This is a genomic window from Mycobacterium sp. (genome assembly GCF_050701515.1).
In the GTDB taxonomy this organism is placed as follows: Bacteria; Actinomycetota; Actinomycetes; order Mycobacteriales; family Mycobacteriaceae; genus Mycobacterium.
This window is the reverse complement of sequence record NZ_JBOGDB010000037.1, coordinates 20884-44040: the sequence shown is the minus strand read 5'-3', so window position 1 is coordinate 44040 and position 23157 is coordinate 20884. Positions and strand designations below refer to the sequence as shown.

The window sequence follows — 23157 nt, the reverse complement described above, 5'->3', positions numbered from 1 at the left end:
ACGGATTCGACCGTCCCCCAACGTATCCGGCAGTCCTGCAGTACCCGTAGCGCGGTCGCGGCATCGCGGTCGAGGAATCGCACCCAGGGGTAGACCACGAACACGTGAAAGCTGTGGTGGGCCAGTGCGCCGTGCGGCCGGGCCAGGTCGAAGAGCATTCCGGCGGCCTGGCCTTTGAATGCACCGCGCAGCTGCTCCAGTAGGGCCGCGGGACCCACCCGATCCAGTAGCTCTCCGCCGACCCAGTAGCTGCCGACGACTTTCTCGTCAAGCGCATCCGGTTCGTCGGCCGCGTCGGCGATGGCCCGCAGATACGGCCAGGCGCCGTCGAACGCCCTGGCATGATGGGCGACTTCCTCCGGGTTGTCACCGCGGAGCAGCACGTCGGCGTCGGCGGGACCGCAGTAGCCGAGCTCGTTGGGCGGGAATGCGTAGCGCGCGAACAACGCGTGTCCCGCCGGGAGTTTCTGTTCGTGCAATGCGGTCATCGTGCTACCCCGATGTCCCGACCAACAGCTGACCCAGCGCGACGCCACCGTCGTTCGGCGGCACGTGACGATGGGTGATCACCTGAAAACCCTTGGCCCGCAGCCTGTCCAGCACCAGCCGCAGCAGCAGCGCGTTCTGGAACACCCCGCCGGACAATGCGACCGTTTGGTTCGCCGGCTCCTCCATCGCGGCAAGCTCGACGATCAGTTCGGCGACCGCGCGGTGGAACCTCGCGCCGATCACGCCCGCCGGCGTGGCGGCGCGCTGGTCGTCGACGATCGCGGCGAGCACGGGTCCGGGGTCGATGACCGCCGGGAACCGGCCGGTATCGACACCGAACGAATAGCCCGTAGCGCCGCAGTCGGCGTCGCGCGAGAGGCCCTCCAGCTCGATGGCCGCCTGGGCTTCGTATGCCACCACCTGCCGGATGTCGACCAGGGCGGACACCGCATCGAAGAGCCGGCCCATGCTGGACGTCGGGGCACAGCCCAGCCCGGTGTCGAGCTGATGTTGTAGTGCGCGACGTTCCTCGGTCGGGCACGCCCGCACCGGCGGCAGGTCGGCGTCCCACGGCAGGCCGGCGGCCCACAAGTGCGAAAGTGCCATCCGGTAGGGCCGCAGCACGCTGATGTCACCGCCGGCCAACGGCACGTATTTCAAATGGGCCAGCCGCTGGTAACCCTTGTAGTCGGCCAGCAGCACCTCGCCGCCCCAAATCGCCTTGTCCGGCCCGTAACCGGTGCCGTCGAAGGCGAAGCCCAGGACCCGCTGGGAACCGTCCAATCCGTGCTCGGCCATCACCGCCGCAATGTGGGCGTGATGGTGCTGCACCAATCGAACGGGCCGCCGGCCAGCATTGCGCTCCGCCCATGCGGTGGAGCGATAGCCCGGATGTGAGTCCGCGACAAGGATTTCCGGGGCGACGCCGGTCAACGCCTCCAGGTGCCGCTCCGCGGATCCGAATGCGGCCAACGTCGCCAGGTCGTCCATGTCGCCGATGTGCTGGCTCAACCACGCGTATTTGCGTTCGGCGACGGCCAGGGTGTTCTTCAGGTCGGCGCCGACGGCCAGCGTCGGCGGCACCGACACCGGCAGTGCCACCGGCAGCGGCGCGTAGCCGCGGGATCGCCGGATCGGTAACTCCACCCCGTCTCGATTGGCGGCACCGCCGCCGTCGACAACCCGCACGACGGAGTCGTCGCACGGCACCAGAATGGCCCGGTCGTGCATCAGCCAGCCGTCGGCGAGGTGCGAAAGCCGGTCCAGCGCATCGTCGTCGGTGTAGCAGATCGGCTCCCCACCGAGGTTGCCGGAGGTCATCACCAGTGCGGGCGGTCCTGGCTCGTCGCCGGGCAGCCCGAACAACAGGGCGTGCAGTGGCGTGTAGGCGACCATGACGCCGAGATCGGGGTTGTGCGGCGCGACCGAGTCGGCGACGTGCGCGCCGGCCAGCCGCGGTACGAGGACGATCGGGCGCTGCGGACCAGATAGCACGCGGGCCGACTGCTCGTCGACGACGGCGATGCGGTGGGCTGTCGCCAGGTTGGGCACCATCACGGCGAACGGCTTGTCCCCGCGGCGTTTTCGGCTGCGAAGTTCGGCGACCGCTTGTTCGTCGGCGGCGTCGCAGGCCAGGTGGTATCCCCCGATGCCCTTGACCGCCAGCACTCCGCCGTCGCGCAGCAGCTGTCGGGCCTGGCGCAGCGCGTCCTCGGCGACGCTACCGTCGGCTGTCCGGTAGCGAAGCGTCGGACCGCAGTTCGGGCAGCAGACCGGCTGGGCGTGGAAGCGCCGGTCGCCGGGATCGTGGTATTCGCGCTCGCAGTCGGCGCACATCGGGAAGCCGGCCATGGTGGTCGAGGCGCGGTCGTACGGCAGCGAGGCGATGATGGTGAAGCGCGGGCCGCAGTTGGTGCAGTTGACGAAGGCATGCCGGTAACGCCGGTCGGCCGGGTCGCGCTGTTCCGCCGCGCAGTCGGCACACATCGCGACATCGGGGGAGGCCAGCGTGCGGCCGCCGTCCGAACGAGACGTGTCGGCGATCGTGAAGCCGGTGCCGCCGACGACCGGGATCGTTTGTGTTTCAATCGATTCGACGATGGCCAACGGCGGGGGCCGGTCGCGCAGCCGAGCCAGAAAGTCGTCGAGATCCGCGGCGTCACCCTCGACTTCGACGATCGCACCGGAGCTGTCGTTGCGAACGGAGCCGGACAGGCCGAGCGCGGCCGCCGTCGTGTAGACGAACGGCCGGAAGCCGACACCCTGCACGACGCCCCGCACGCAGACGCGCAACCGGCGGCGCGCGGTCATGGCGATGCCTCTGGGTCGCGGCCGCGGCCCATGAGTTCCAGGCCGGCCATTGCTTCGTCCGCGCCGGCCTTGTCGGTCTTCTCGACGACGAAGCCCATGTGGATGATCACCCAGTCGCCCGGAGCGAATGTCTCGTCGGGCAACATGCCGACATTCACCTTGCGCTGCTCGCCCTGCACGTCGACCAGCGCGAGCTGGCCGCCGTAGCCCTCCAGCATTCCGACGACCTGACCGGGGATTCCGAGACACATGGCTCAGCCCACCGCCGGTCTTGTCAGCAGCCGCGCCAGCACGTCGTCGATCGCCCGGACGGAGTCGGGGACGGCGGCCGCGACCGCCTCGGACAGGCCGATGCCCTCGTCGACGTTCTCGACCTCGCAACCGATCACGATGGTGTACGGCGGTGTGCCGCCGAGCGCCGCCAGGCTGGCGAATACCGCGGCGGGGTCCATCGCGTGGGCGTCCAGACCGACACCCGCCGAGAGGGTTTCGTGGTCGGCCTCGAAGACGTGCAGGGTACCCGGCGACCCGCGGTTGGGCAGCGCGTCGACGAGCACCAGCGCCTCGCACCCGTCCAACAGGTCGTAGGCCAGGTGCACGCCTCGGATTCCGTAGTCCACCACCCGAACTCGCGGGCCGGCGACGTGTTCGGGGACGTGGCGCATCACCTCGGGTCCGAAACCGTCGTCGCCGAGGAAGATGTTGCCGATGCCGGCAATCAGGATCTGGAACGTGATCGCACCTCGCCAAGCACTACATGCGCCGGATCTTGAGATAACGCCGGGCATCCGGGATGGACCGCAACCCGACAACCGCTCCGCCGAGGACGACAATCGCCGCGATCCCTATGGCCACCCAACCCACTGCTTCCATCTCTAACTCCTTTCAACGAGTGGTTCGACTTCATCTGGTGCGAAATACAGGTAGCGGCCGTACCAATCGTGCAGGTCGGCGGCGGGGTCATCCTCGAGCACCACGCCGACGTGCTGGTCCCCATCGACGTCCTCGTGCACCGAGGTCACGCGCGCAATCCTGTCTGCGAAGAACAGATCCTGCGCATCGGCTCGCCGTGACGGCCGCAGCCGGACCCGGCTGCCGCGGGCCACCCGAGTACCGTTCACCAGGACTGCGTCGATATCTGGGCGTACAGCATTGTCGGCCAACGGATCCCACCATTCCACACCGTCGGGAACCTCGGGAATCAGCGTCGGATCATTCGACGCGGCGTGCGGGTTGCGCAGCACCCCGTGGAGACTCAACATGGCTTCGGGCGACATCGAGTCGCATCGGTCGATGATCTGGGCGGCCCGCGGGTCGGTGGCGCGCGCCTGTGCCTTCTCCTCGGCGGTCATTGTCATCACCCGCAACGTGAGGATCTCGTCGATCTCGGTGGAGTCGAAGAGGGCGCCCTCGCTCTGCTCGGCGATCTCGGGATGGTCATACAGGATGATCGGCGATACCAACACCAGGGCATGGTCGCCGGGCGGTCCGGCCAGCACCGGGAAGCAGCGGTGCTGGCGGCAGCCGGTGACGGCGTCGACGAGCGACTCCGGTGGTTCGAGCAGCGATATGAATTGGCCGTCGCCGACGCTGGCGATCAGGTGGGTTCCGATCAGCGACGTGGCGATGGCGTCGTTCTTGTCGATCGCGGGGGCACCGGTGTTGCGCGCCGTGAGGCTGATTCGCAGCAACCCGTGGTCGGCTTCGGCGGCCAGAGTCAGCTCGCCGTGCAGTTCGCGCCGGCTGCGCACCAGCCGGCCACCGTCGACGGTTTCGATGTCGGTGCCCGCGGCGACCGTGATCGGAAGTGTCTGGGGCGCAGCGAGTTCGGATTCGCTAAACGGTCCGAATGACTGTTCACACTCCACGGCCTCGTCCCAGCTGAGCCAGGATTGGGTTCCCGCCACCAGCTCCTCGACCGGAGTGAAGTCGCCGCCCTGATCGCGTTCGGCGGTCCGGCGCTGCAGCTGCAGGAACCGCACCACGATGGTCAGCGAAACCTCGGGGCCCGGGTCGAGAAGCATTTGGGCGGAGAGCGTGTCGCCCTCGCCGATTCCCCGCTCAGCCGCACTGGCCGGACCAAGAACGCCGAACTGCCAGCGGGATTGATTCTTGCGTGAGTTCGCCCGGTACGGGTAGAGCAGGTAGCCCTCGTAGAGCACCGCGTCGGCGATGGTGCGGACCCGGTCCCAGTTGCCGCTCATCGGATCTCCTGCGCGGTGTGCCCGGCCAACAGCGAGGTGATGGCGTCGTCGTACCCGAGTAGACCCCGCGCCGACTTGAACGCCGCCAGCGCGTCGAGAGTGTCGCGGTTCAATCGCACCCAGCCGGTGTTCGGATAATGCAGCTGGATGAGATCGCGCCAAGCCGAAACCGGCAAGTCGTAGTGGTCTTCGCGATCCCACGGCACCTGCTGCACCGAGAAATTTCCCTGGCCCTTGGTGAAAACTGTTCCACTGAAGAGGAATTGCAATGGGATCGTCCCGTCGCGGAGCGCATGGAAATACTTGGCCGCCGTCACCTCGAAGTCATACGTGCACTCCAGCGGCAGATCGACCTGGGTCGTGCCGGTGAACCCCTGCACCATCGCGGTGCTGTGCAGCCAGAGGAAATTGTGTTGGGTGGTGCTCCAGCGTTCGCGGGGTCCGAACAGATCGAGCAGTCCGGCGGCTTCCTCGTCGCTGTAACCGCGGCGCAGGGGTTCGATACGGACCTGGCACCGCAGCGCGATGGCGTGCACCGGGTCGTCCCCGTCCGCCGCGATGCCGACCCGCGCGGTCAGCACCGGCGTCACCGCGTATTGTTCCGGCGAAACGTCGAGCACCGCAAACGTCACCTCGGTCACGGCTGCACCACCTTGCCGCGGGTGGCGACATGCTCGAAGAATTCGTCAATGAACTCACGCACCTCCTGACCGCCGTCGAAGCCATGCCAGAGCAGTCGGAGCCGCCCGACAAACTCGTAGCAGGCGTCGATCGGAACCAGATAGCACTCGGGCGGTTGTTGTTCGTCTTCGGGTACCCGCACGATCAGTGCTTCGGTGTCGTCGGCGAGCATGTCCACCCGCGGGTCGGACGCCCGAATGCCGTTCCAGGCGGACAGATCCAGTTCGGATTCCGTCGCGCCCGCCGGACCCGGATAGAACGCCACCGTGCGGTCCAGCGACGAGTTGCGGAAGAAGAACGCCAACCCGACCGGAATCTGCAGGAGCTGCCATTCCCGGCGGCCGAGCGCGAACTCCGGGAAGGACAGGTAGCGGTCGGGCACCGCCCGGATACGCAGCTCGGCATGGGTGTCGGTGAACAAGAGGTAGCAGCCGCGGCAGACGCACATCAGCTGTCGGCCTTCGACATTCACGACGTGCTGGTGCTCGTCGGCGATGGACTCGGCGCACATCTCGCAGCGTTCGCCGGCCTGAACCGCCGGGCCGCGATTTGCGCGGATGCGGGCCAGCACGTCGAACGCATCCGTACTCATGACGCCACCGCCTCGGCGACCGCCAGCGAAAGCACGCCGTCGCGTTCCAACAGCGGGATCGGCTCGAGATGTGCACCGGTTTGGCCGTTGCCGTCGACACATGCGCCCGCGTGCACGACATCGAAGTGGGCGTGGCAACGCGGGCACCGCAGGACGGCATCGCTGCTGCTGGATCCCAAGCGGCGGTGCAGCATCGCCCCGGCGAGCGACTCACCGCAGCTGCCGCAGCGGTCCTGATAGGCAAACAGCTGGTCACCCACCCGGCAGGCCAGCACCGTGGTGCCCGCCACCGCGAACCCGCCGACCTCGCCCGGGGCCAGATCGGCGACGTCGGGCACCGGGTGCCACACGTGACCCTGCGGTTGCGTGCGGACGCGGGTCATCAGGGAATCCGCCGGGATGACGGCCGGCGTGGACTCCGATTCCGCGGCCACCACTTCGATGGAGGATATCTCCGGCGCGGCGGCCCGCACCGCGTCCTCGACCGCCAGCTCGAGGGTGACCGATGACGACGGGCAGCTCTTGCAGCTTCCCGCGAACTGCAGGCGAACGACCTCGCCGTCGACCTCGAGCAGGTGCACGTCGCCGCCGTGGGAACCGAGATACGGCCGGACGCTCTCCAGCGCATCTTCGACCCGCCGCTCGACGTGGTGCGGATGCATGCCGTGCACCAGCAGCAGGCTGGCGACGAGGTCATCGGCGGCGAACGCCTCCGCGAGGTCGGGGTTGGCCGCGACCGCCAGGGCCATCATCCGCTCGAGGCCGGCGCCGTAGAGGTCGGTTACCTCACGGACCAACTGCTCCGCGCGCTCGTGCGCGACGGCGCCACCCGCTGCGCTGGCGTCGAGGAGGGTCTGTATCCGATCGCCCGCCGTGCGCCACTGCGCGTCGTCTTCTAATTCCTCCGGGCGATGGGCCATAGGCTATTCCCCGGTCACGGATTGGGTCGGGGAGTGCAGCCGTTCCAGGGTCTTCCCTTCACCCAAGTACATGTGCACGCCGCACGGCAGACACGGGTCGAAACTGCGCACCGTGCGCATGATGTCGATGCCCTTGAAGTGCTCCCGGTCGTTCTCCTCGAAGATCGGTTGGCCTTGCACCGCATCCTCGTAGGGGCCTGGCGTGCCGTAGCTGTCGCGTGGGCTGGCGTTCCATGGCGTCGGCGGATACGGGTGGTAGTTGGCGATCTTGCCGTCCCGGATCACCATGTGGTGGCTCAGCACGCCGCGCACCGCCTCGGTGAAGCCGCAGCCGATGCCCTCGTCGGGCACCTCGAACTTCTCCCACGTCTTGGTGCGGCCGGCGCGGATCTCGGTCAAAGCCTTCTCCGCGAAGTGCAGCGCGCACGCGGCGGCATAGGCCTGGAAGTAGGTCCGGGCGCGGTCGCGTTCGATCGTATTGCTGCCGTGCTGCGGGATCTTCCACTCGAGCTCCACCGGACCCTTCAGGGCGGTCTTCGGCAGATTGATCTGAACGCTGTTGCCGGTGGACTTCACGTAGCCGATGTCGACCAGACCGGCCAGCGCCGTCGCCCACAGCCGGGCCAGCGGCCCGCCGCCGGTGTCCAGCGCCAGGTGGTCCGTGCCGTCGAACCAACGCGGCGACATCACCCAGGTGTACTTGTCTTCCAAGTCGCGCTTCTGCGGATGCGGGTTGGTGTGCTGGTTCCACGGATGCCGCCGGTCCACCGGATTGCCCAGAGGATCGGTCTTGACAAACATCTCCTGGTCGGTCCAGTCGTCGTAATACGAACTGCCCAACAGGATCCGCAGGCCGAGATTGATGTCCACCAGGGAATGGGTGTGCAGCTTGCCGTCGATCACCACGCCGGGCGTGACGAACATGGCGTTGCCCCACTTCTCCATATCCTTGTACTCGAAGTTGCAGACCTCGGGGTCCTGGAACGAGCCCCAGCAGCCCAGCAGCGTGCGGCGCAAACCGACCTTGTCGTAGCCGGGCAGCGCCTCGTAGAAGAAGTCGAACAGGTCGTCGTGCATCGGCACGACCGACTTCATGAACTCGACGTAGCGCATCAGCCGGGTCATGTAGTCGGTCATCAACTGAATGGTCGCCGTGGTGCCGACGCCGCCCGGGTACAACGTGGACGGATGCACATGTCGGCCCTCCATCAGGCAGAACATCTCCCGCGTCCACCGGCTGACCTGTAGCGCCTCCCGGTAGAACTCACCCGTGAACGGATTCAGCGCACGCATGATGTCGGCAATGGTCCGGTAGCCATGCATATCGGCATGCGGAGCCTGAGTGTTCTCCGCCTTGGCCAGCACACCCGGGTTGGTCTCCGACACCATCTTCTCGCAGAAATCGACCCCGACCAGGTTCTCCTGAAAGATGTTGTGGTCGAACATGTATTCCGCGGCCTCGCCGAGGTTGATGATCCACTCGGCCAGGTGCGGCGGCTGCACGCCGTAGGCCATGTTCTGGGTGTAGACCGAACACGTGCAGTGGTTGTCACCGCAGATCCCGCAGATGCGGCTGGTGATGAAGTGCGCGTCGCGGGGATCCTTGCCCTTCATGAATATCGAGTAGCCGCGGAAGATCGACGACGTGCTGTGGCATTCCACCACTTCTTTGTTGTCGAAGTCGATCTTGGTGTAGATGCCGAGGCTGCCCACTATCCGGGTGATGGGATCCCAGGCCATCTCCACCAGTTGGCCGGGGTCGCGCTTAGCTTGGGACGGCTCGGGGATGATCGTTGTCATCGAATTTTCTCTCTCTGTGTGTGGTCCACCGCGTCACAGGGCTTTCGCCAATCCGGGACATCGCCCGCCGTGCGCGCCGAAGGGAACCCGCACCTACCAGGTGCGAGTCGCTCCGGTGGTGAGTTTGGTGCCGGGGTGCCGCCACTTCGGTTCTTTGTCCAGGGTGTTGTTAGTGATCCCGCGCAAACTGCGGATCAACCCGCCGTAGATCCTCGAACCCGTCGTGGACACCTTGCCGCCCGGCGGCTCATCCATGAACGGCATGAACTTGTCCGGGAAGCCCGGCATCGTGCAGCCGATGCAGATGCCGCCGACGTTCGGGCAGCCGCCGATGCCGTTGATCCAACCGCGTTTCGGTACGTTGCATTTGACGACTGGACCCCAACAGCCCAGTTTCACAATGCATTTCGGCGATCCGTACTCGGTCGCGAAGTCACCTTGTTCGTAATAGCCGGCCCGGTCACAACCCTCGTGCACGGTCGCCCCGAACAGCCACTTGGGACGCAGTGCTTCATCGAGCGGAATCATCGGCGCCTGCTCGGTGGCCATGTAGAGCAGATAGGTCAGCGTCTCGGCCAGATTGTCCGGATGGATCGGGCAGCCGGGCACGCAGACGATCGGAATCCCTGCGCCGCTCTTCCAGTCCCACCCCAGATAGTCGGGCACACCCATGGCTCCGGTCGGGTTGCCCGCCATTGCGTGGATGCCGCCATAGGTCGCGCAGGTTCCGACCGCGACGATCGCGGTGGCCTTGGGCGCGAGCCGGTCGAGCCATTCGCTCGTCGTCATCGGCTGCCCGGTATCCGGGTTGTTGCCGAACCCGCACCAGTAGCCTTCGTCCTTGAGCTGCTCATTCGGGATCGACCCCTCGACGACCAGTACGAACGGGTCCAACTCGCCCCGCTCGGCCTTGAAGAACCATTCGAGGAAGTCATCGGCACCCCCGTTTGGTCCGCATTCGAAATCGATCAGGGGCCAGTGCACGGCGATCTTGGGCAGACCGGGGAGCGCGCCGAGCGCGATTTCCTCGATGCTGGGTTGGGTGGCGGCAGTCAGCGCCACAGAGTCACCGTCACAGCTCAGGCCCGCGTTGATCCACAGAACGTGAATCAAGGCTTCTTCCGCTTTGACTGCTGCCTCAGTTGGCATATGTCACAGCTTTCCGGGACCCGGGCTGGGGGTCCCAAGGGCGTCACTCGGACGTTGTGCCCAGTGCTAGAGCACTGATTCTGGGTCTACTCCCCGGAGTATGTCTTGTCAACGGATCGTCGGGACATCGCGTCGTTTGCCCAACCGCCGCGCTGCGAGCCGATCCAGTCGTGCCATGCCCGCACACCTTCTCCGGTCGTCGCAGACATTGGCAAAACCTTCACATCCGGGTTGACCGACCGGGCAAAACCTGTGCATAAATCAAGATCAAAGTCCACGTACGGCAGCAGATCGATCTTGTTGACGATGACGAGTCCGGCCGCGGCAAACATGTGCGGGTACTTCAGCGGCTTGTCCGTACCCTCGGTTACCGAGATGACGACGACTTTGCTGTGCTCGCCGAGGTCGAACAGCGCCGGGCACACCAGATTGCCGACGTTCTCGATGAACAGCAACGACTCGGCAGCCGGGTCGAGCGCGTGCAGTGCGCGGTGCACCATGTCGGCGTCGAGATGGCAACCCGCTCCGGTGTTGACCTGCACCGCCCGCGCGCCGGCCGCTCGGATTCGCTCGGCGTCCAGCAACGTCTCCTGATCGCCCTCGATGACGGCTACCGGCCGGCCGGGTGTCAGCTCGCGGATGGTGCGCTCGAGAAGCGTCGTCTTGCCGGCGCCCGGTGAGCTGGTGATGTTGAGTGCGAGGATGCCGCGGGCGGCGAGCCATTGCCGGTTCTGCTCGGCGAGCAGATCGTTCTTCTCCAGGACCTTCTGCTCCAGCGAGATGGTCTGGGTGTGGGTGTGGCTGTGGCTGTCGTGATGGTGGTCGTGCTCGTGGTCATGGCTGTGGCCGTGCTCGTGGCCGGCCACGGTGATGACGGCACCGTCGTCGCCGCAGCCGCATGTTGCGCACATGGTTAGCTCACTTCCATCGAGAGGATCCGCAGGTCGCGGCCGGCCATCACTTCGACGTCGGCGCTCCCGCACGGGCACAGCAGGATCAAGTCGGCCAGTTCGAACTGCCGTTGACAGGTGCGGCAGCGGGCCGCGCCGGGCTGCACGTTGAGATCGAGGAGGGCGCCGTCGGCCGCCGTGCCCTGGGCGGCCAGCTCGAAACAGAACTGCATGGAGTCGGGCACGACGGCGCACAGCGCTCCGACCTCGAGTTTGACGCTGTGCACACGGCGACCCGCGGCATGCTCACACACCGCGTCGACAACACTTTGCGTTATCGCCATTTCGTGCATGTGTGTCCGCTCTGGGGCTGGTAACCCCACCATAGGCCGCGATTCCCTCATCTCGCGAGTGATCGGCGTGTCAGCTTGAGTCGAACAGATGTTCGTCTACTGTGGGCAGTGTTCGACGGCTAGATGCTGGTCAGGCCGACTTGTCGGTGGCGGCCTCTAGCGTCACGGCCAACTGATCGATAACCGATCACCGAACACCACGAGGACGGGAGACCACCCATGACGCAGGCCCCTGATCGCGAGAAAGCCCTCGAGCTGGCCCTCGCGCAGATCGAGAAGAATCACGGCAAGGGCTCGGTGATGCGGCTCGGCGATGAGGTGCGTCAGCCGATCTCGGTCATTCCGACCGGGTCGATCGCCCTGGACGTGGCGCTTGGCCTCGGCGGGCTGCCGCGGGGCCGGGTGGTCGAGATCTACGGCCCGGAGTCCTCGGGTAAGACCACCGTCGCGCTGCATGCGGTCGCCAACGCCCAGGCCGCAGGTGGCATCGCGGCGTTCATCGACGCCGAGCACGCGCTGGATCCGGAGTACGCCAAGAAGCTCGGTGTGGACACCGACTCACTGCTGGTGAGCCAGCCCGATACCGGTGAGCAGGCGCTGGAGATCGCCGACATGCTGATCCGGTCCGGCGCGCTCGACATCCTGGTCATCGACTCAGTCGCGGCGCTGGTGCCACGGGCGGAGATCGAAGGCGAGATGGGGGACAGCCACGTCGGCCTGCAGGCCCGGCTGATGAGCCAGGCGTTGCGGAAAATAACTGGCGCACTGAGTAATTCGGGCACCACCGCGATCTTCATCAACCAGTTGCGGGAAAAGATTGGGGTTTTCTTCGGAAGTCCTGAAACGACGACGGGTGGAAAGGCTTTGAAGTTCTACTCCTCAGTTCGCCTGGATGTCAGGCGAATTGAGACCCTTAAGGACGGCACCGACGCCGTCGGCAACCGCACCCGGGTCAAGGTCGTGAAAAACAAGTGCCTCGCAGAGGGCACTCTGATCTTCGATCCGGTCACCGGTACAACGCATCGCATTGAGGATGTTGTCGATGGGCGGAAGCAAATTCATGTCGTGGCCGCGGCCAAGGACGGAACGCTGCAGGCACGGCGCGTGGTGTCCTGGTTCGACCAGGGCATCCAGGATGTGATCGGATTGCGGGTTGCCGGTGGCGCAACCGTGTGGGCGACACCCGATCACAAGGTGCTGACGGAATACGGCTGGCGTCAGGCCGGGAATCTCCGCAAGGGAGACCGGGTGGCGCAACCGCGGCGCTTCGATGGATTCGGTAAGGGTGCGCCGATTTCGGCGGAGCAGGCACGGCTGCTTGGCTATCTGATCGGGGATGGCTACGTAGGGGGTAAGACTCCGATCAACTTCATCAATGTTCAGCCGGCACTCATGGATGACGTGACGCGAATCGCTGCGACGCTTGGTTGTGCCGCCCATCCGCAGGGTCGTATCTCACTTGCGATCACGCATCGACCCGGCGAGCGCAACGGTGTCCTGGACCTTTGTCGGCGGGCCGGTATCCACGGCAAGCTCGCGTGGGAGAAGACGATTCCGAACTGGTTCTTCGAGCCAGATATCGCAGCCGATGTAGTCGGCAATCTGCTCTTCGGCCTGTTTGAGAGCGACGGCTGGGTGAGCCGGGAACAGACTGGGGCGCTTCGGATCGGTTACACGACGACCTCTGAACAGCTCGCACACCAGATCCATTGGCTGCTACTGCGGTTCGGCATCGTGAGCACCGTTCGAGATTACGATCCGACCCGGAAGCGGCCGAGTATCGTCAACGGTCGCCGGGTCCAGAGCAAGCGTCAAGTGTTCGAGGTCCGGATTTCGGGCATGGACAACGTCACCGCATTCGCACAAGCAGTTCCCATGTGGGGGCCACGCGGTGTCGCACTTGTCCAGGCGATTCCAGAAGCCATGCAGGGGCGGCGGCGCGGATCGCAGGCGACATATCTGGCGGCGGAGATGGTTAATGCCGTGCTGAATTACCTCGACGAGCGTGGCGTGACCGCGCACGAGGCCGCCGCCATGATCGGTGCAGGTGCCGGAGACCCTCGTGGCGGAATGAAGCAAGTCCTCGGTACAGGCCGTCTCCGTCGGGATCGCGTCCAGGCGCTCGCGGATGCCTTGGATGACAAGTTCCTGCATGATGTGCTGGCGGAAGAACTCCGCTACTCCGTGATCCGAGAAGTACTGCCAGCGCGGCGCGTTCGGACATTCGACCTCGAGGTCGAGGAACTGCACAACATGGTCGCGGAAGGGGTTGTCGTGCACAACTGCTCGCCACCGTTCAAACAAGCCGAGTTCGACATCCTGTATGGCAAGGGCATCAGCAAGGAGGGTTCGCTCATCGACATGGGTATCGAACAGGGTTTCGTCCGCAAGTCCGGTTCGTGGTTCACCTACGACGGCGAGCAGCTGGGCCAGGGCAAGGAGAACGCGCGGACCTTCCTGCTGGAGAACGTCGACGTGGCCAACGAGATCGAAAAGAAGATCAAGGAAAAGCTCGGCATTGGTGCCGTGGTGACCGCTGACTTGGCCGATGACGAAGTCCTGCCCGCCCCCGTCGACTTCTAAATCCGCTGAGCTCTCCCGCGAGGAGCAGGCGCGGGCATTGTGCCTGCGCCTGCTCACCGCGCGGGCGCGCACCCGGGCCGAACTGGACGGGCGGCTGACCAAGCGGGGCTATCCCGACGACGTCAGCGCCCGGGTGCTCGATCGGTTGACCACCGTGGGCCTGATCGATGACGCCGGCTTCGCCGAGCAGTGGGTGCGGTCGCGACGGGTGAACGCCGGAAAAGGCAAGCGCGCGTTGGCCGCCGAGCTACGCACCAAAGGCGTGGACAACGAGGTGATCACCGCCGCACTGGCCGGCATTGACGCCGGCGCGGAGCGGGAGCGGGCCGAGCAATTGGCCCGGGACAAGTTGCGGCGCGAACGCCTCGGCGAAGGCGACGACCAGAGGGTGATGCGCAGGCTGGTCGGCATGCTGGCCCGACGCGGCTACAGCCAGTCGATGGCACTTGACGTGGTGACCGTCGAGCTCGCCAACGAGCGGGAACGGCGTTCGGTCTGACAAGGACGCAGGGTAGGTTGCGGCCATGCTGCTCTCGGCCAAACTCGCCCCGACATTCGCCTTCCCGGTGCTGCAGGAGTTCTGGCGCAACGCCGACGAGCTTGGATTCCACTCGGTGTCGAACTACGACCACTTCTACGGTCTGACCGACCACGCGGCCGCGACCTTCGAGGGCTGGACGTCGCTGGCCGCCATGGCGGTCAGCGTGCGGACGGCGCGGGTCGGCTGCATGGTCACCAGCGTGACTTACCGCAACCCGGCGATGCTCGCCAAGATGGCGGTGACGGTCGACCACATCAGCGGTGGGCGCCTCGATTTCGGGATCGGTGCCGGCTGGCACGAAGCCGAACACCTCGGCTACGGCCTCGACTTTCCCAGCCCGGGGACGCGGGTGGCGATGCTGGACGAGGCATTGACGATCATCCGCCGGCTGTGGACGGACGAGTCGGTCACCTTCGACGGCCGCTTCTACGCCGTCCGCGAGGCGCTGGCCGAACCGAAGCCGCTGCAGAAACCGCACCCGCCGATCGTCGTCGGCGGCGAACAGCCCAAGATGTTGCGCGTCGTCGCCCGCCATGCCGACGAGTGGAACGTGCCAATGTCCGGCGGCGATGCGAAGGATTGGGCTGCGGTCAGCGCCCGTCTGGACGAAGCATGCCGAGAGGTCGGGCGGGACCCGGCCGAGATCCGGCGCTCCGTGCAACTGTTCCTGCACCCCGCTCAGGGCGGGCAGATCGACGAGCAGCTGGCTGGCCTCCCGCAGCTGCAAGCCCTGGGCTGCCAACATGCTGTGTTGTCGTTCTATCAACCACCCACCGCACAACAGCTGGGACGTTGCGCCGAGCTGGCCAACGACCGGTAACGCCGCCGGGCCAGCGGGTGCGGGCCTGGCCGCTCGGTGCCGCCTACTGCACCTTGGCGCCCGGCGCCCCCTCCTGCTCGATGGCTTCGGCTGCCAACGGCGTCGGCGCCCGACGTGAACGCCGCATCCGGCCTTCGAGCCAAATAGCGAACTCCGACAATACAAAGTTGACGCTGATCATCAGCACCGCAATCACGATCAACGCGGGGATGTAGTTCCCGTACGACGATCCGACGACGGTGCCCTGGCGCACCATCTCGACGAAGGTGATCTGGTAGCCGATCGCGGTGTCCTTGAGGACGACCACCAGCTGCGATATCAGCACCGGCAACATCGACGTGATCGCCTGCGGCAACAGGATCGACCGCATCGTCTGTCCCCACGACAACCCCAGGGAGGACGCGGCCTCCGCCTGCCCGCGGGGCAGCGCGTTGACACCCGCGCGAACGATTTCGGCGATCACCGCGCCGTTGTATAGCGTCAGCCCCGTGATGACACCCGCCAACGCCAGATGCTTCGACGGAAAGACGTCGTAGAGCGCGTAGAGAAAGTACGCGAAGATCATCATGATCAGCACCGGCACGGCGCGGAAGAACTCCACGACGACCGAGCACACCCACCGCATCGCGGTGTGCGTGGACAGGCGGCCGACGCCGAGAACGAAGCCGAGTACGAGCGCCAACACGATCGACACCGCCGCGGCGGTCAGCGTGCCCTGCACGCCGGGCAGGATGTAGGTCGTCCACAGGTTTGACGTCAGGAATGGCTTCCACTTCGCGGCGTCGAGTTGGCCCTTGGCCTCCAGCCGTGCGTAGACCACCCAGATCACCAGCACGGTGAGTACCAGGGTGATCGCGGTGATCAACCGGTTGCGTACCTGCGCCCGCGGTCCAGGCGCGTCGAAGAGGACCGATGCGTTACTCACCGCGCCACCGCCAACCGTTTACCCAGCCAGCCGAAGAACAGTCCCGTCGGCAGCGTCAGGATGACGAACCCGACCGCGAAGATTGTTCCAATTACCATCAGCGCCGCGGTGTTCTCGATCATCTCCTTCATCAACAGCGCGGCCTCCGCGACACCGATCGCCGACGCGATGGTGGTGTTCTTCGTCAGCGCGATCAGTACTGACCCCAGCGGAATGATGACGGCGCGAAAAGCCTGCGGCAGCAGGATGATCCGGAGATTCTGGCTGAACGTCAAGCCCAGCGACCGCGCCGCCTCCGCCTGACCCAAAGGCACCGTGTTGACACCGGACCGCACCGTTTCACACACGAACGCCGCCGTATAGACCGTCAACCCGATCACCGCCAACCGGAAGTTGCTGTCCTCGATCGACGTCAGCGACTCCGGGTCGACCAGCGTGATTCCCAGCGTCTGCGACAACCCGAACGAGCAGAACAGGATGATCAACGTCAACGGGGTATTGCGCACCACGTTGACATAGGTCGTTCCGATCCAGTTGAGCATCGGCACCGGCGCCAGCCGCATCGCGGCCAGCACCGTGCCGACGATCAGCGCCCCGACGGCCGAATAAAACGTCAGCTGGATCGTGGTCCAGAACGCCTCGAAGATCTGACCGCGATACTCAGTGAAGATCTCCACGTTGGGGCTCTATGTGAAGCGTGCTCAGCAGGGGTCGAGGGCCGGCGGCGCGGGGGCAGCGAGACCGGCGGGACCGAGGTTCTTGTCCCACGCGGCCTTCCACTGGCCGTCATCCTCCATCTTCTTGACCGCGTCGCTGATCTGGTTGCACAGCTCGGTGTCACCCTTCTTCAGGCCGATGCCGTAGCGCTCCTCGGAGAACGTGTCGCCGACGAGCTTGAACGCGCCGGGAGTCTGCGCGGCATAGCCGGCAAGGATGACCTCGTCGGTGGTCACCGCGTCGATCGCGCCGTTCTTGAGCGCTTCCACGCACGCCGAATAGGTGTCGTACTGCTGCAACTGCACGCCGGGGTATTCGTCCTTGATGCGCTGCGCGGGTGTCGAGCCCGTCACCGAGCACAGCTTCTTGTTGTTCTGCAGCGACGCGGCGCCGGTGATGTCGTTGTTGTCGGCACGCACCAGCAGGCTCTGCCCGGTGATCAGGTATGGCCCGGCGAAGTCGACCTTCTCCTTGCGGGAATCGGTGATGGAGTAGGTGGCGACGATGTATTTGACCTGATCGTTCTGGATCAGCGTCTCGCGCTGGCCCGACGGAGCTTCCTTCCACTCGATCTGGTCCTCGTTGTATCCGAGTTCCTTGGCGACGTACTTGCCGACGTCGATGTCGAATCCGCTCAATGTCCCGTCCGGGTTCTTCAGTCCCAGACCGGGTTGATCGAACTTCGTCCCGATCACGATCTTGTCGCCGCCGCCACCGTCACCACCGCACGCGGTCGCCGCCAGTGGCAGCGCGATAGCAAGCGCGACGGCTCCTGCGACGCGCTTCGAGATAGATGGCATGGTCGTCCCTTTCGACTAGTGATGAAGGATCTTGCCGAGGAAGTCCTTGGCACGGTCGGTCTGCGGGTTTGTGAAGAACTCCGAGGGCTCGGCCGACTCGACGATCGCCCCGCCGTCCATGAACACGACGCTGTTGGCGGCGCCGCGTGCGAACCCCATCTCGTGGGTCACCACCAGCATGGTCATCCCGTCGGCAGCGAGGCCGGTCATCACGTTCAGCACCTCGTTGATCATTTCGGGGTCCAGCGCGCTGGTCGGCTCGTCGAATAACATCACCTTTGGGTTCATCGCCAGCGACCGTGCGATCGCCACCCGCTGCTGCTGGCCGCCGGACAGCTGCGCCGGATACTTTTCCGCCTGGTCGGCGATACCGACCCGCTCCAGCAGACCCATCGCCTTGTCGCGGGCCTTTTTCTTGGAAATCTTGCGCACCTTCATCGGCGCCAGCGTGACATTTTCCAGAATTGTCTTGTGCGCGAACAGATTGAACGACTGAAACACCATGCCGACGTCGGAGCGCAGCTGTGCCAGTTTGCGTCCTTCATCGGGCAGCACCTCACCGTCGATCGCGATCGTGCCGGAGTCGATGGGCTCGAGGCGATTGATGGCCCGGCACAACGTCGACTTGCCCGAACCGGACGGTCCAAGGACGACGATCACCTGTCCGCGTTCCACATCCAGGTCGATGTCCTTGAGCACATGCAAGTCGCCGAAGTGCTTGTTGACCGCCTGCATCGAGATCATCGGAGCGGCTCGCTGGACCGGATCCGCCACCTCGACGTCCGACCCGCTGGTCCCCATGGGTGCAGACCTTACCCAGGGAACACGCAGCGTGTCTCGAACTCGTGAATCCGCCCAATTCACCGGGTACGGCCGCCCGTACCATAGGCCCGTGACATCCGCGGTGACCGGTGAGGAGCGCACCTATCAGGTGCGTACCTACGGCTGCCAAATGAACGTGCACGACTCAGAGCGGTTGGCCGGCCTGCTGGAGGCGGCCGGGTACCGGCGGGCCGCCGCCGGCGCGGATGCCGACGTGGTGGTGTTCAACACCTGCGCGGTCCGCGAGAACGCCGACAACAAGCTCTACGGCAACCTCAGCCACCTGGCGCCGCGCAAGCAGGCCGATCCGAACATGCAGATCGCCGTCGGCGGTTGCCTGGCCCAGAAGGACCGCGACGCGGTGCGGCGCCGAGCCCCGTGGGTAGACGTCGTTTTCGGCACGCACAACATCGGATCGCTGCCGACGCTGCTCGACCGCGCCCGGCACAACCGGGCCGCACAGGTGGAAATCGCCGAAGCGCTGCAGGAATTCCCGTCGAATCTGCCAGCTGCCCGCGAATCCTGCTACGCGGCTTGGGTTTCCATCTCTGTCGGCTGCAACAACAACTGCACTTTCTGCATCGTACCGTCGCTACGGGGCAAAGAGGTCGACCGCAGCCCGGACGACGTCCTCGCCGAAGTGCAGTCGCTGGTCGACCAGGGCGTGCTGGAGATCACGCTGCTCGGGCAGAACGTCAACGCCTACGGTGTCTCGTTCGCCGACCCGGAGCTGCCGCGCGATCGCAGCGCGTTCGCGAAGTTGCTGCAGGCATGCGGGCGGATCGAGGGTCTGGAGCGGGTGCGTTTCACCTCACCCCACCCGGCCGAGTTCACCGATGACGTCATCGAGGCGATGGCGCAGACGCCGAATGTGTGCCCGGCACTGCACATGCCGCTGCAGTCCGGGTCGGACCGGGTGCTGCGGGCCATGCGCCGGTCGTATCGCTCCGAACGCTATCTGAACATCCTCCACAAGGTGCGCGCGACGATCCCGCACGCCGCGATCACCACCGACTTGATCGTCGGGTTCCCGGGCGAGACCGAGGATGACTTCCAGGCCACGCTCGACGTGGTCGGCGCGGCCCGGTTCAGCGCCGCGTTCACCTTCCAGTACTCCAAGCGGCCCGGCACGCCGGCCGCAGGGCTGGACGGCCAGCTGCCGAAAGCCGTTGTGCAGGAGCGCTATGAGCGGCTGATCGAACTACAGGAACGGATCTCGCTGCAGGAAAACAGCGCGCAGGTGGGCAACGCCGTCGAGCTGCTGGTGGCCACCGGCGAAGGCCGCAAGGACACCCGCACCGCGCGGATGTCCGGCCGGGCCCGCGACGGCCGGCTGGTGCACTTCACCCCGATGGGGGCCGACATCCGGCCCGGGGACATCGTCACCACCACCGTCACCGACGCCGCCCCGCACCATCTGATCGCCGACGGCACGCTGCTGCATCATCGGCGCACCCGGGCCGGCGACGCGCACGCCGCGGGATTGCGACCAAACGGTGTCGGCCTCGGCATGCCCGGCATCGGTGAGCCGGCGGATCGGCCGACCGCAACCGGATGTGCCCGGTGACCGCCGGCGACGGCGGCAATCGGGCTGACAACGGAGACTTCGAAGAGTTCAAGGGCGACATCGAGGCCGCCGAACGCCGGGTGGCGCGGGAAATCGACCCTGGCGCAAGGGCGTTGGTCATCGCCATTGCTGTATTCGTGCTGCTGCTGACGTTCGTGCTGCCGCACACCGGCGGCGCCAGAGGGTGGGATGTGCTGGTCGGTGACGACGTCGCGATCGGCGAGGGAGTGTCGTTGCCGTCGCGGGTGTTCACCTGGCTGGCACTGGTGTTCAGCGTCGGATTCTCGATGCTGGCGCTGCTCACCCGGCGCTGGGCACTGGCGTGGATCGCGCTGGCCGGATCCACCGTGGCGTCCGTCCTGGGCCTGCTGGCGGTGTGGTCACGACAGACCGCGCCCGAGCCCCATCCCGGGCCTGGTATCGGGCTGATCCTCGCCTGGCTCACGGTGATCGTGCTGACCTTCAACTGGGCCAGGGTGGTGTGGACGCGCACCGCCCTACAGCTTGCCGCCGAAGCAGAACGCCGTCGGGACGCCGCCGAGCGACAACAACAGGGCCTGCTGGACAGCCTCGACGACGACACCGACAGCACCGACGAGGGGCCGGAGAAGACTTAACCCTTCTTGCCGAGCGCGTCGGCCGCCGCGTCCGCCCACTGCCGCCATTGCTCGGCGTTGGCCCGCGCCTCCTCGGCATCCTTGGTACGGCCCGCCGCGGCCGCCTTCTCGGCCTGTCGCTCGAATTGCTCTGCGCGATCGCGGAATTGGTCGGCACGGGCCTGAGCATCCGGATCGACACCATGCGATGGCGTGTCGCGCACCTTCTTCTCCACCGCGCGCAGCCGCCGCTCCAGATCGGCGCTGCGCTCGCGGGGCACCTTGCCGATCTTGTCCCACTTCTCGCCGATTACGCGCAACGCGGCGCGCGCGGAGTCCAGGTCGGACGTGTCCAGCTTCTCGGCCTCGGCCAGTAGCTTCTCCTTCGCCTCGGTGTTGGTCCGGAACTCCGCGTCGCGCTCGGCATTGGCGGCATTGCGGGCGGTGAAGAAGACGTCCTGCGCGGCCTTGAACCGCTGCCACAGCGCATCGTCGACGTCCTTCGGCGCGCGGCCGGCCGCCTTCCACTGGGTCAGCAGGTCGCGGAACGCGGCTCCGGTGGCGCCCCACTCGGTGGAGTCGGCCAGCTCTTCGGCGCGCTTGCACAGCGCCTCCTTGGCTTCGCGGGCGCCCGCGCGTTCGCGGTCGAGCTCGGCGAAATGTGACCCGCGGCGACGGTTGAAGGTTTCCCGAGCCGTCGAATACCGCTTCCACAACGCGTCATCGGTCTTGCGGTCCAGCCCGCTGATCGTGCGCCACTCCTCGAGGATCTCCCGCAGCCGATCACCGGCCGCCTTCCACTGCACCGAGTTGGCGGCCAGTTCCTCGGCCTCTGCGGCCAACACCTCCTTGCGGGCCGTCTGAGCGGCGCGATACTCGTCCCGCTTCGCCCGATCGGCCTGGGCCGCGGCGTCGGCGTGCTCGACGAGTGTTGACAGCCGGGCGGCCAGTGCGTCGATATCGCCGAGCACGGCCGCCGTCGGCAGGCTTTCGGTCAGCGAGATCGCGGCCGACTTGATCTTGCGCGCATCGCCGGTGCCCGATGCCAGTCGGCTCTCCATCAGCGCGACCTCGGTGCTCAGGTCGTCGAACCGGCGACCGAAATGGGCGAACGCCGCCTCGGTGTCGCCGGCCTGCCAGGAACCGATGACCCGTTCACCGGAACCGGTGATCAGCCAAACCGTGCCGTCGGGATCGACCCGGCCGAAACGATGCGGGTCGCCGGACGGCGGGACCGGCGCACTGTGCAGACCGGACGGTGTCGGACCCGGCCGGGGACCAGGGCGCGGCGGTCCGGGACGGGGAGTGGGTCTGGGGGCGGGAGTCCCACCCGGTTCGCTGGTCGTCATCTCGGTTCCTCGTACCCTCCGCGCGGTGGTATCCGCGCACCTGCCGCGCGACGCGGCGCCCGATAGCTGTCGCTTCGTCCGCTATTCAAACAGGTCGCCTCGCGCACGTAGGGCTTTGCGGTGCATTTGCCTAGGCTCAACTCGACGACGACGGGAGATCATCGATGGCCAAGGCGGATATCGCCGCGCTGCTGGCCCTCGGCGCCGCCTTCTTCATCGCAATCGGCGATGTTATCCATCAGCGCTCCGCGCATGCGGTCACCGACGAACCGGTCAGCCACATCGGCCTGTTCACCCGGTTGCTGCGTGACCGGCAATGGTGGCAGGGCAGCCTGGTCGCCGCGGCCGGGTTCGCGCTGCAGGCCGCGGCGCTGGGTCTGGGGTCCGTCCTGCTGGTGCAGGCGCTGCTGGTGACCTCCCTGCTGTTCGCGCTGCCCATCAATGCGCGACTGACCCATCGCCGGGTGACCCGCTGGGAATGGCTGTGGGCGGCGCTGCTGGCCGCGGCGGTGGTGCTGATCGTCACCGTCGGTAACCCGACGGCCGGTGACTCGCGAGCGTCGGTGGAAACGTGGACGGCGGTGGTGGTCGTGATGGGCCCGGCGCTGGTGCTCTGCGTGTTCGGCGCCCAGATCTGGTCCGGACCGATCAGCGCGGTGCTGTTGGGGTTGGTGTCCGGCGCACTGTGGGGGTTGTTCGCGGTGCTGACCAAGGGTGTGGTGGACCGGATCGACGACGGACCGTGGGAGCTGGTGCGCACGCCGGAGTTGTATGTCTGGGCGGTGGTTGCGATCGCGGGCACGGCGTTTCAGCAGTCGTCCTTCCGCGCCGGATCGTTGACGGCGTCGCTGCCCACCATGACCGTCGCCGAGCCGGTGGTCGCATCGGTGCTGGGCATCGTCGTGCTGGGTGAGGCGCTGCGCCCGGACGACGCGGGCTGGTTGACGCTCATTGCGGCGGTGGCCGTGATGGTGGTCGCGACGGGTGCGCTGGCGCGCGACGAGGCGGCGGCGGCCATCCACGAACCGGCCGGGCAGAAGGGCCACTAG

The 23157-nt window shown here is 66.3% G+C and carries 24 protein-coding genes; 6 read left to right on the top strand and 18 right to left on the bottom strand.

Features of this window, described 5'->3' with window-relative positions; genetic code table 11:
• The 13 genes from ACRDU5_RS03190 to ACRDU5_RS03130 all read right to left on the bottom strand — a co-directional run.
• The coding region (locus tag ACRDU5_RS03190; protein ID WP_526612764.1) for a DUF6390 family protein at positions 1-488 on the bottom strand (488 nt) is incomplete at its 3' end.
• 4 nt (positions 489-492) lie between these two features.
• A complete protein-coding gene (hypF, locus tag ACRDU5_RS03185) occupies positions 493-2799 on the bottom strand; it encodes a carbamoyltransferase HypF (RefSeq protein ID WP_526612763.1) in 2307 nt (768 codons plus the stop codon).
• Positions 2796-3050: a HypC/HybG/HupF family hydrogenase formation chaperone gene (locus ACRDU5_RS03180; RefSeq protein ID WP_526612761.1), complete on the bottom strand. Its 255-nt coding sequence runs from the start codon at positions 3048-3050 to the stop codon at positions 2796-2798. The genes hypF and ACRDU5_RS03180 overlap by 4 nt, the downstream gene beginning before the upstream one ends.
• A 3-nt stretch (positions 3051-3053) precedes the next feature.
• Positions 3054-3587: a hydrogenase maturation protease gene (locus ACRDU5_RS03175; RefSeq protein WP_526612760.1), complete on the bottom strand. Its 534-nt coding sequence runs from the start codon at positions 3585-3587 to the stop codon at positions 3054-3056.
• Positions 3553-3672, bottom strand: a complete 120-nt coding sequence (locus tag ACRDU5_RS03170) for a DUF6893 family small protein (RefSeq protein WP_526612759.1) — start codon at positions 3670-3672, stop codon at positions 3553-3555. Before ACRDU5_RS03170 ends, ACRDU5_RS03175 begins: the two co-directional genes overlap by 35 nt.
• Positions 3673-3674: 2 nt before the next feature.
• Positions 3675-5003, bottom strand: a complete 1329-nt coding sequence (locus ACRDU5_RS03165; RefSeq protein ID WP_526612758.1) for a hypothetical protein — start codon at positions 5001-5003, stop codon at positions 3675-3677.
• Complete coding sequence (locus tag ACRDU5_RS03160; RefSeq protein WP_526612757.1) at positions 5000-5644, bottom strand: DUF6084 family protein; 645 nt, start codon at positions 5642-5644, stop codon at positions 5000-5002. Before ACRDU5_RS03160 ends, ACRDU5_RS03165 begins: the two co-directional genes overlap by 4 nt.
• On the bottom strand, positions 5641-6276 hold the full coding sequence (locus tag ACRDU5_RS03155) for a DUF5947 family protein (protein WP_526612756.1): 636 nt from the start codon (positions 6274-6276) through the stop codon (positions 5641-5643). Before ACRDU5_RS03155 ends, ACRDU5_RS03160 begins: the two co-directional genes overlap by 4 nt.
• On the bottom strand, positions 6273-7196 hold the full coding sequence (locus tag ACRDU5_RS03150; protein WP_526612755.1) for a NifU family protein: 924 nt from the start codon (positions 7194-7196) through the stop codon (positions 6273-6275). Before ACRDU5_RS03150 ends, ACRDU5_RS03155 begins: the two co-directional genes overlap by 4 nt.
• Before the next feature lie 3 nt (positions 7197-7199).
• A complete protein-coding gene (locus ACRDU5_RS03145) occupies positions 7200-8996 on the bottom strand; it encodes a nickel-dependent hydrogenase large subunit (protein ID WP_526612754.1) in 1797 nt (598 codons plus the stop codon).
• A gap of 93 nt (positions 8997-9089) precedes the next feature.
• Positions 9090-10145, bottom strand: coding sequence for an NADH-quinone oxidoreductase subunit B family protein (locus tag ACRDU5_RS03140; protein ID WP_526612753.1), 1056 nt, complete (start codon positions 10143-10145; stop codon positions 9090-9092).
• 86 nt (positions 10146-10231) lie between these two features.
• Positions 10232-11056, bottom strand: coding sequence for a hydrogenase nickel incorporation protein HypB (hypB, locus tag ACRDU5_RS03135; RefSeq protein ID WP_526612752.1), 825 nt, complete (start codon positions 11054-11056; stop codon positions 10232-10234).
• Positions 11057-11058: 2 nt separating this feature from the next.
• Positions 11059-11388: a hydrogenase maturation nickel metallochaperone HypA/HybF gene (locus ACRDU5_RS03130; protein ID WP_526612751.1), complete on the bottom strand. Its 330-nt coding sequence runs from the start codon at positions 11386-11388 to the stop codon at positions 11059-11061.
• A 219-nt stretch (positions 11389-11607) separates the two neighbouring features.
• On the opposite strand from ACRDU5_RS03130, the gene recA reads away from it, so the two are divergent.
• The 3 genes from recA to ACRDU5_RS03115 are packed head-to-tail and all read left to right on the top strand — an operon-like array spanning position 11608 to position 15332.
• Positions 11608-13971: an intein-containing recombinase RecA gene (recA, locus tag ACRDU5_RS03125; protein WP_526612750.1), complete on the top strand. Its 2364-nt coding sequence runs from the start codon at positions 11608-11610 to the stop codon at positions 13969-13971.
• Entirely contained in the window at positions 13937-14470 is a 534-nt protein-coding gene (gene recX / locus ACRDU5_RS03120; RefSeq protein ID WP_526612749.1) for a recombination regulator RecX, read from the top strand. Before recA ends, recX begins: the two co-directional genes overlap by 35 nt.
• Positions 14471-14495: 25 nt before the next feature.
• On the top strand, positions 14496-15332 hold the full coding sequence (locus tag ACRDU5_RS03115; protein WP_526612748.1) for a TIGR03560 family F420-dependent LLM class oxidoreductase: 837 nt from the start codon (positions 14496-14498) through the stop codon (positions 15330-15332).
• 43 nt (positions 15333-15375) lie between these two features.
• Here ACRDU5_RS03115 and ACRDU5_RS03110 read toward each other — a convergent pair whose 3' ends face one another.
• Genes ACRDU5_RS03110 through ACRDU5_RS03095 form a run of 4 tightly spaced genes read right to left on the bottom strand, consistent with a single transcriptional unit; the run spans position 15376 to position 18518 of the window.
• Positions 15376-16257: an amino acid ABC transporter permease gene (locus ACRDU5_RS03110; RefSeq protein ID WP_526612747.1), complete on the bottom strand. Its 882-nt coding sequence runs from the start codon at positions 16255-16257 to the stop codon at positions 15376-15378.
• Positions 16254-16934 (bottom strand): amino acid ABC transporter permease, encoded by a 681-nt coding sequence (locus ACRDU5_RS03105; RefSeq protein WP_526612746.1) that lies wholly within the window; start codon positions 16932-16934, stop codon positions 16254-16256. The genes ACRDU5_RS03110 and ACRDU5_RS03105 overlap by 4 nt, the downstream gene beginning before the upstream one ends.
• Before the next feature lie 24 nt (positions 16935-16958).
• Positions 16959-17774 (bottom strand): glutamate ABC transporter substrate-binding protein, encoded by an 816-nt coding sequence (locus ACRDU5_RS03100; protein WP_526612745.1) that lies wholly within the window; start codon positions 17772-17774, stop codon positions 16959-16961.
• 15 nt (positions 17775-17789) lie between these two features.
• Entirely contained in the window at positions 17790-18518 is a 729-nt protein-coding gene (locus ACRDU5_RS03095) for an amino acid ABC transporter ATP-binding protein (RefSeq protein WP_526612767.1), read from the bottom strand.
• A gap of 148 nt (positions 18519-18666) precedes the next feature.
• On the opposite strand from ACRDU5_RS03095, the gene miaB reads away from it, so the two are divergent.
• Positions 18667-20163 (top strand): tRNA (N6-isopentenyl adenosine(37)-C2)-methylthiotransferase MiaB, encoded by a 1497-nt coding sequence (gene miaB, locus ACRDU5_RS03090; protein WP_526612744.1) that lies wholly within the window; start codon positions 18667-18669, stop codon positions 20161-20163.
• Entirely contained in the window at positions 20151-20780 is a 630-nt protein-coding gene (locus ACRDU5_RS03085) for an Rv2732c family membrane protein (RefSeq protein WP_526612743.1), read from the top strand. The genes miaB and ACRDU5_RS03085 overlap by 13 nt, the downstream gene beginning before the upstream one ends.
• On the opposite strand, the gene ACRDU5_RS03080 is transcribed toward ACRDU5_RS03085, so the two are convergent.
• Entirely contained in the window at positions 20777-22108 is a 1332-nt protein-coding gene (locus tag ACRDU5_RS03080; protein ID WP_526612742.1) for a DUF349 domain-containing protein, read from the bottom strand. The genes ACRDU5_RS03085 and ACRDU5_RS03080 overlap by 4 nt on opposite strands.
• 164 nt (positions 22109-22272) lie before the next feature.
• On the opposite strand from ACRDU5_RS03080, the gene ACRDU5_RS03075 reads away from it, so the two are divergent.
• Positions 22273-23157, top strand: coding sequence for a DMT family transporter (locus tag ACRDU5_RS03075; RefSeq protein ID WP_526612741.1), 885 nt, complete (start codon positions 22273-22275; stop codon positions 23155-23157).

Bases quoted from the DNA above. Each gene is read 5' to 3' on its own strand.
- ACRDU5_RS03100 (WP_526612745.1), bottom strand. From the start codon at position 17,774: ATGCCATCTATCTCGAAGCGCGTCGCAGGAGCCGTCGCGCTTGCTATC.
- ACRDU5_RS03180 (WP_526612761.1), bottom strand. From the start codon at position 3,050: ATGTGTCTCGGAATCCCCGGTCAGGTCGTCGGAATGCTGGAGGGCTAC.
- ACRDU5_RS03155 (WP_526612756.1), bottom strand. From the start codon at position 6,276: ATGAGTACGGATGCGTTCGACGTGCTGGCCCGCATCCGCGCAAATCGC.
- ACRDU5_RS03170 (WP_526612759.1), bottom strand. From the start codon at position 3,672: ATGGAAGCAGTGGGTTGGGTGGCCATAGGGATCGCGGCGATTGTCGTC.
- ACRDU5_RS03115 (WP_526612748.1), top strand. From the start codon at position 14,496: ATGCTGCTCTCGGCCAAACTCGCCCCGACATTCGCCTTCCCGGTGCTG.
- recA (WP_526612750.1), top strand. From the start codon at position 11,608: ATGACGCAGGCCCCTGATCGCGAGAAAGCCCTCGAGCTGGCCCTCGCG.
- hypF (WP_526612763.1), bottom strand. From the start codon at position 2,799: ATGACCGCGCGCCGCCGGTTGCGCGTCTGCGTGCGGGGCGTCGTGCAG.
- ACRDU5_RS03175 (WP_526612760.1), bottom strand. From the start codon at position 3,587: ATGCCCGGCGTTATCTCAAGATCCGGCGCATGTAGTGCTTGGCGAGGT.
- ACRDU5_RS03140 (WP_526612753.1), bottom strand. From the start codon at position 10,145: ATGCCAACTGAGGCAGCAGTCAAAGCGGAAGAAGCCTTGATTCACGTT.
- ACRDU5_RS03085 (WP_526612743.1), top strand. From the start codon at position 20,151: ATGTGCCCGGTGACCGCCGGCGACGGCGGCAATCGGGCTGACAACGGA.
- recX (WP_526612749.1), top strand. From the start codon at position 13,937: ATGACGAAGTCCTGCCCGCCCCCGTCGACTTCTAAATCCGCTGAGCTC.
- ACRDU5_RS03150 (WP_526612755.1), bottom strand. From the start codon at position 7,196: ATGGCCCATCGCCCGGAGGAATTAGAAGACGACGCGCAGTGGCGCACG.
- hypB (WP_526612752.1), bottom strand. From the start codon at position 11,056: ATGTGCGCAACATGCGGCTGCGGCGACGACGGTGCCGTCATCACCGTG.
- ACRDU5_RS03130 (WP_526612751.1), bottom strand. From the start codon at position 11,388: ATGCACGAAATGGCGATAACGCAAAGTGTTGTCGACGCGGTGTGTGAG.
- ACRDU5_RS03145 (WP_526612754.1), bottom strand. From the start codon at position 8,996: ATGACAACGATCATCCCCGAGCCGTCCCAAGCTAAGCGCGACCCCGGC.
- ACRDU5_RS03080 (WP_526612742.1), bottom strand. From the start codon at position 22,108: ATGACGACCAGCGAACCGGGTGGGACTCCCGCCCCCAGACCCACTCCC.
- ACRDU5_RS03165 (WP_526612758.1), bottom strand. From the start codon at position 5,003: ATGAGCGGCAACTGGGACCGGGTCCGCACCATCGCCGACGCGGTGCTC.
- ACRDU5_RS03075 (WP_526612741.1), top strand. From the start codon at position 22,273: ATGGCCAAGGCGGATATCGCCGCGCTGCTGGCCCTCGGCGCCGCCTTC.
- ACRDU5_RS03095 (WP_526612767.1), bottom strand. From the start codon at position 18,518: ATGATCTCGATGCAGGCGGTCAACAAGCACTTCGGCGACTTGCATGTG.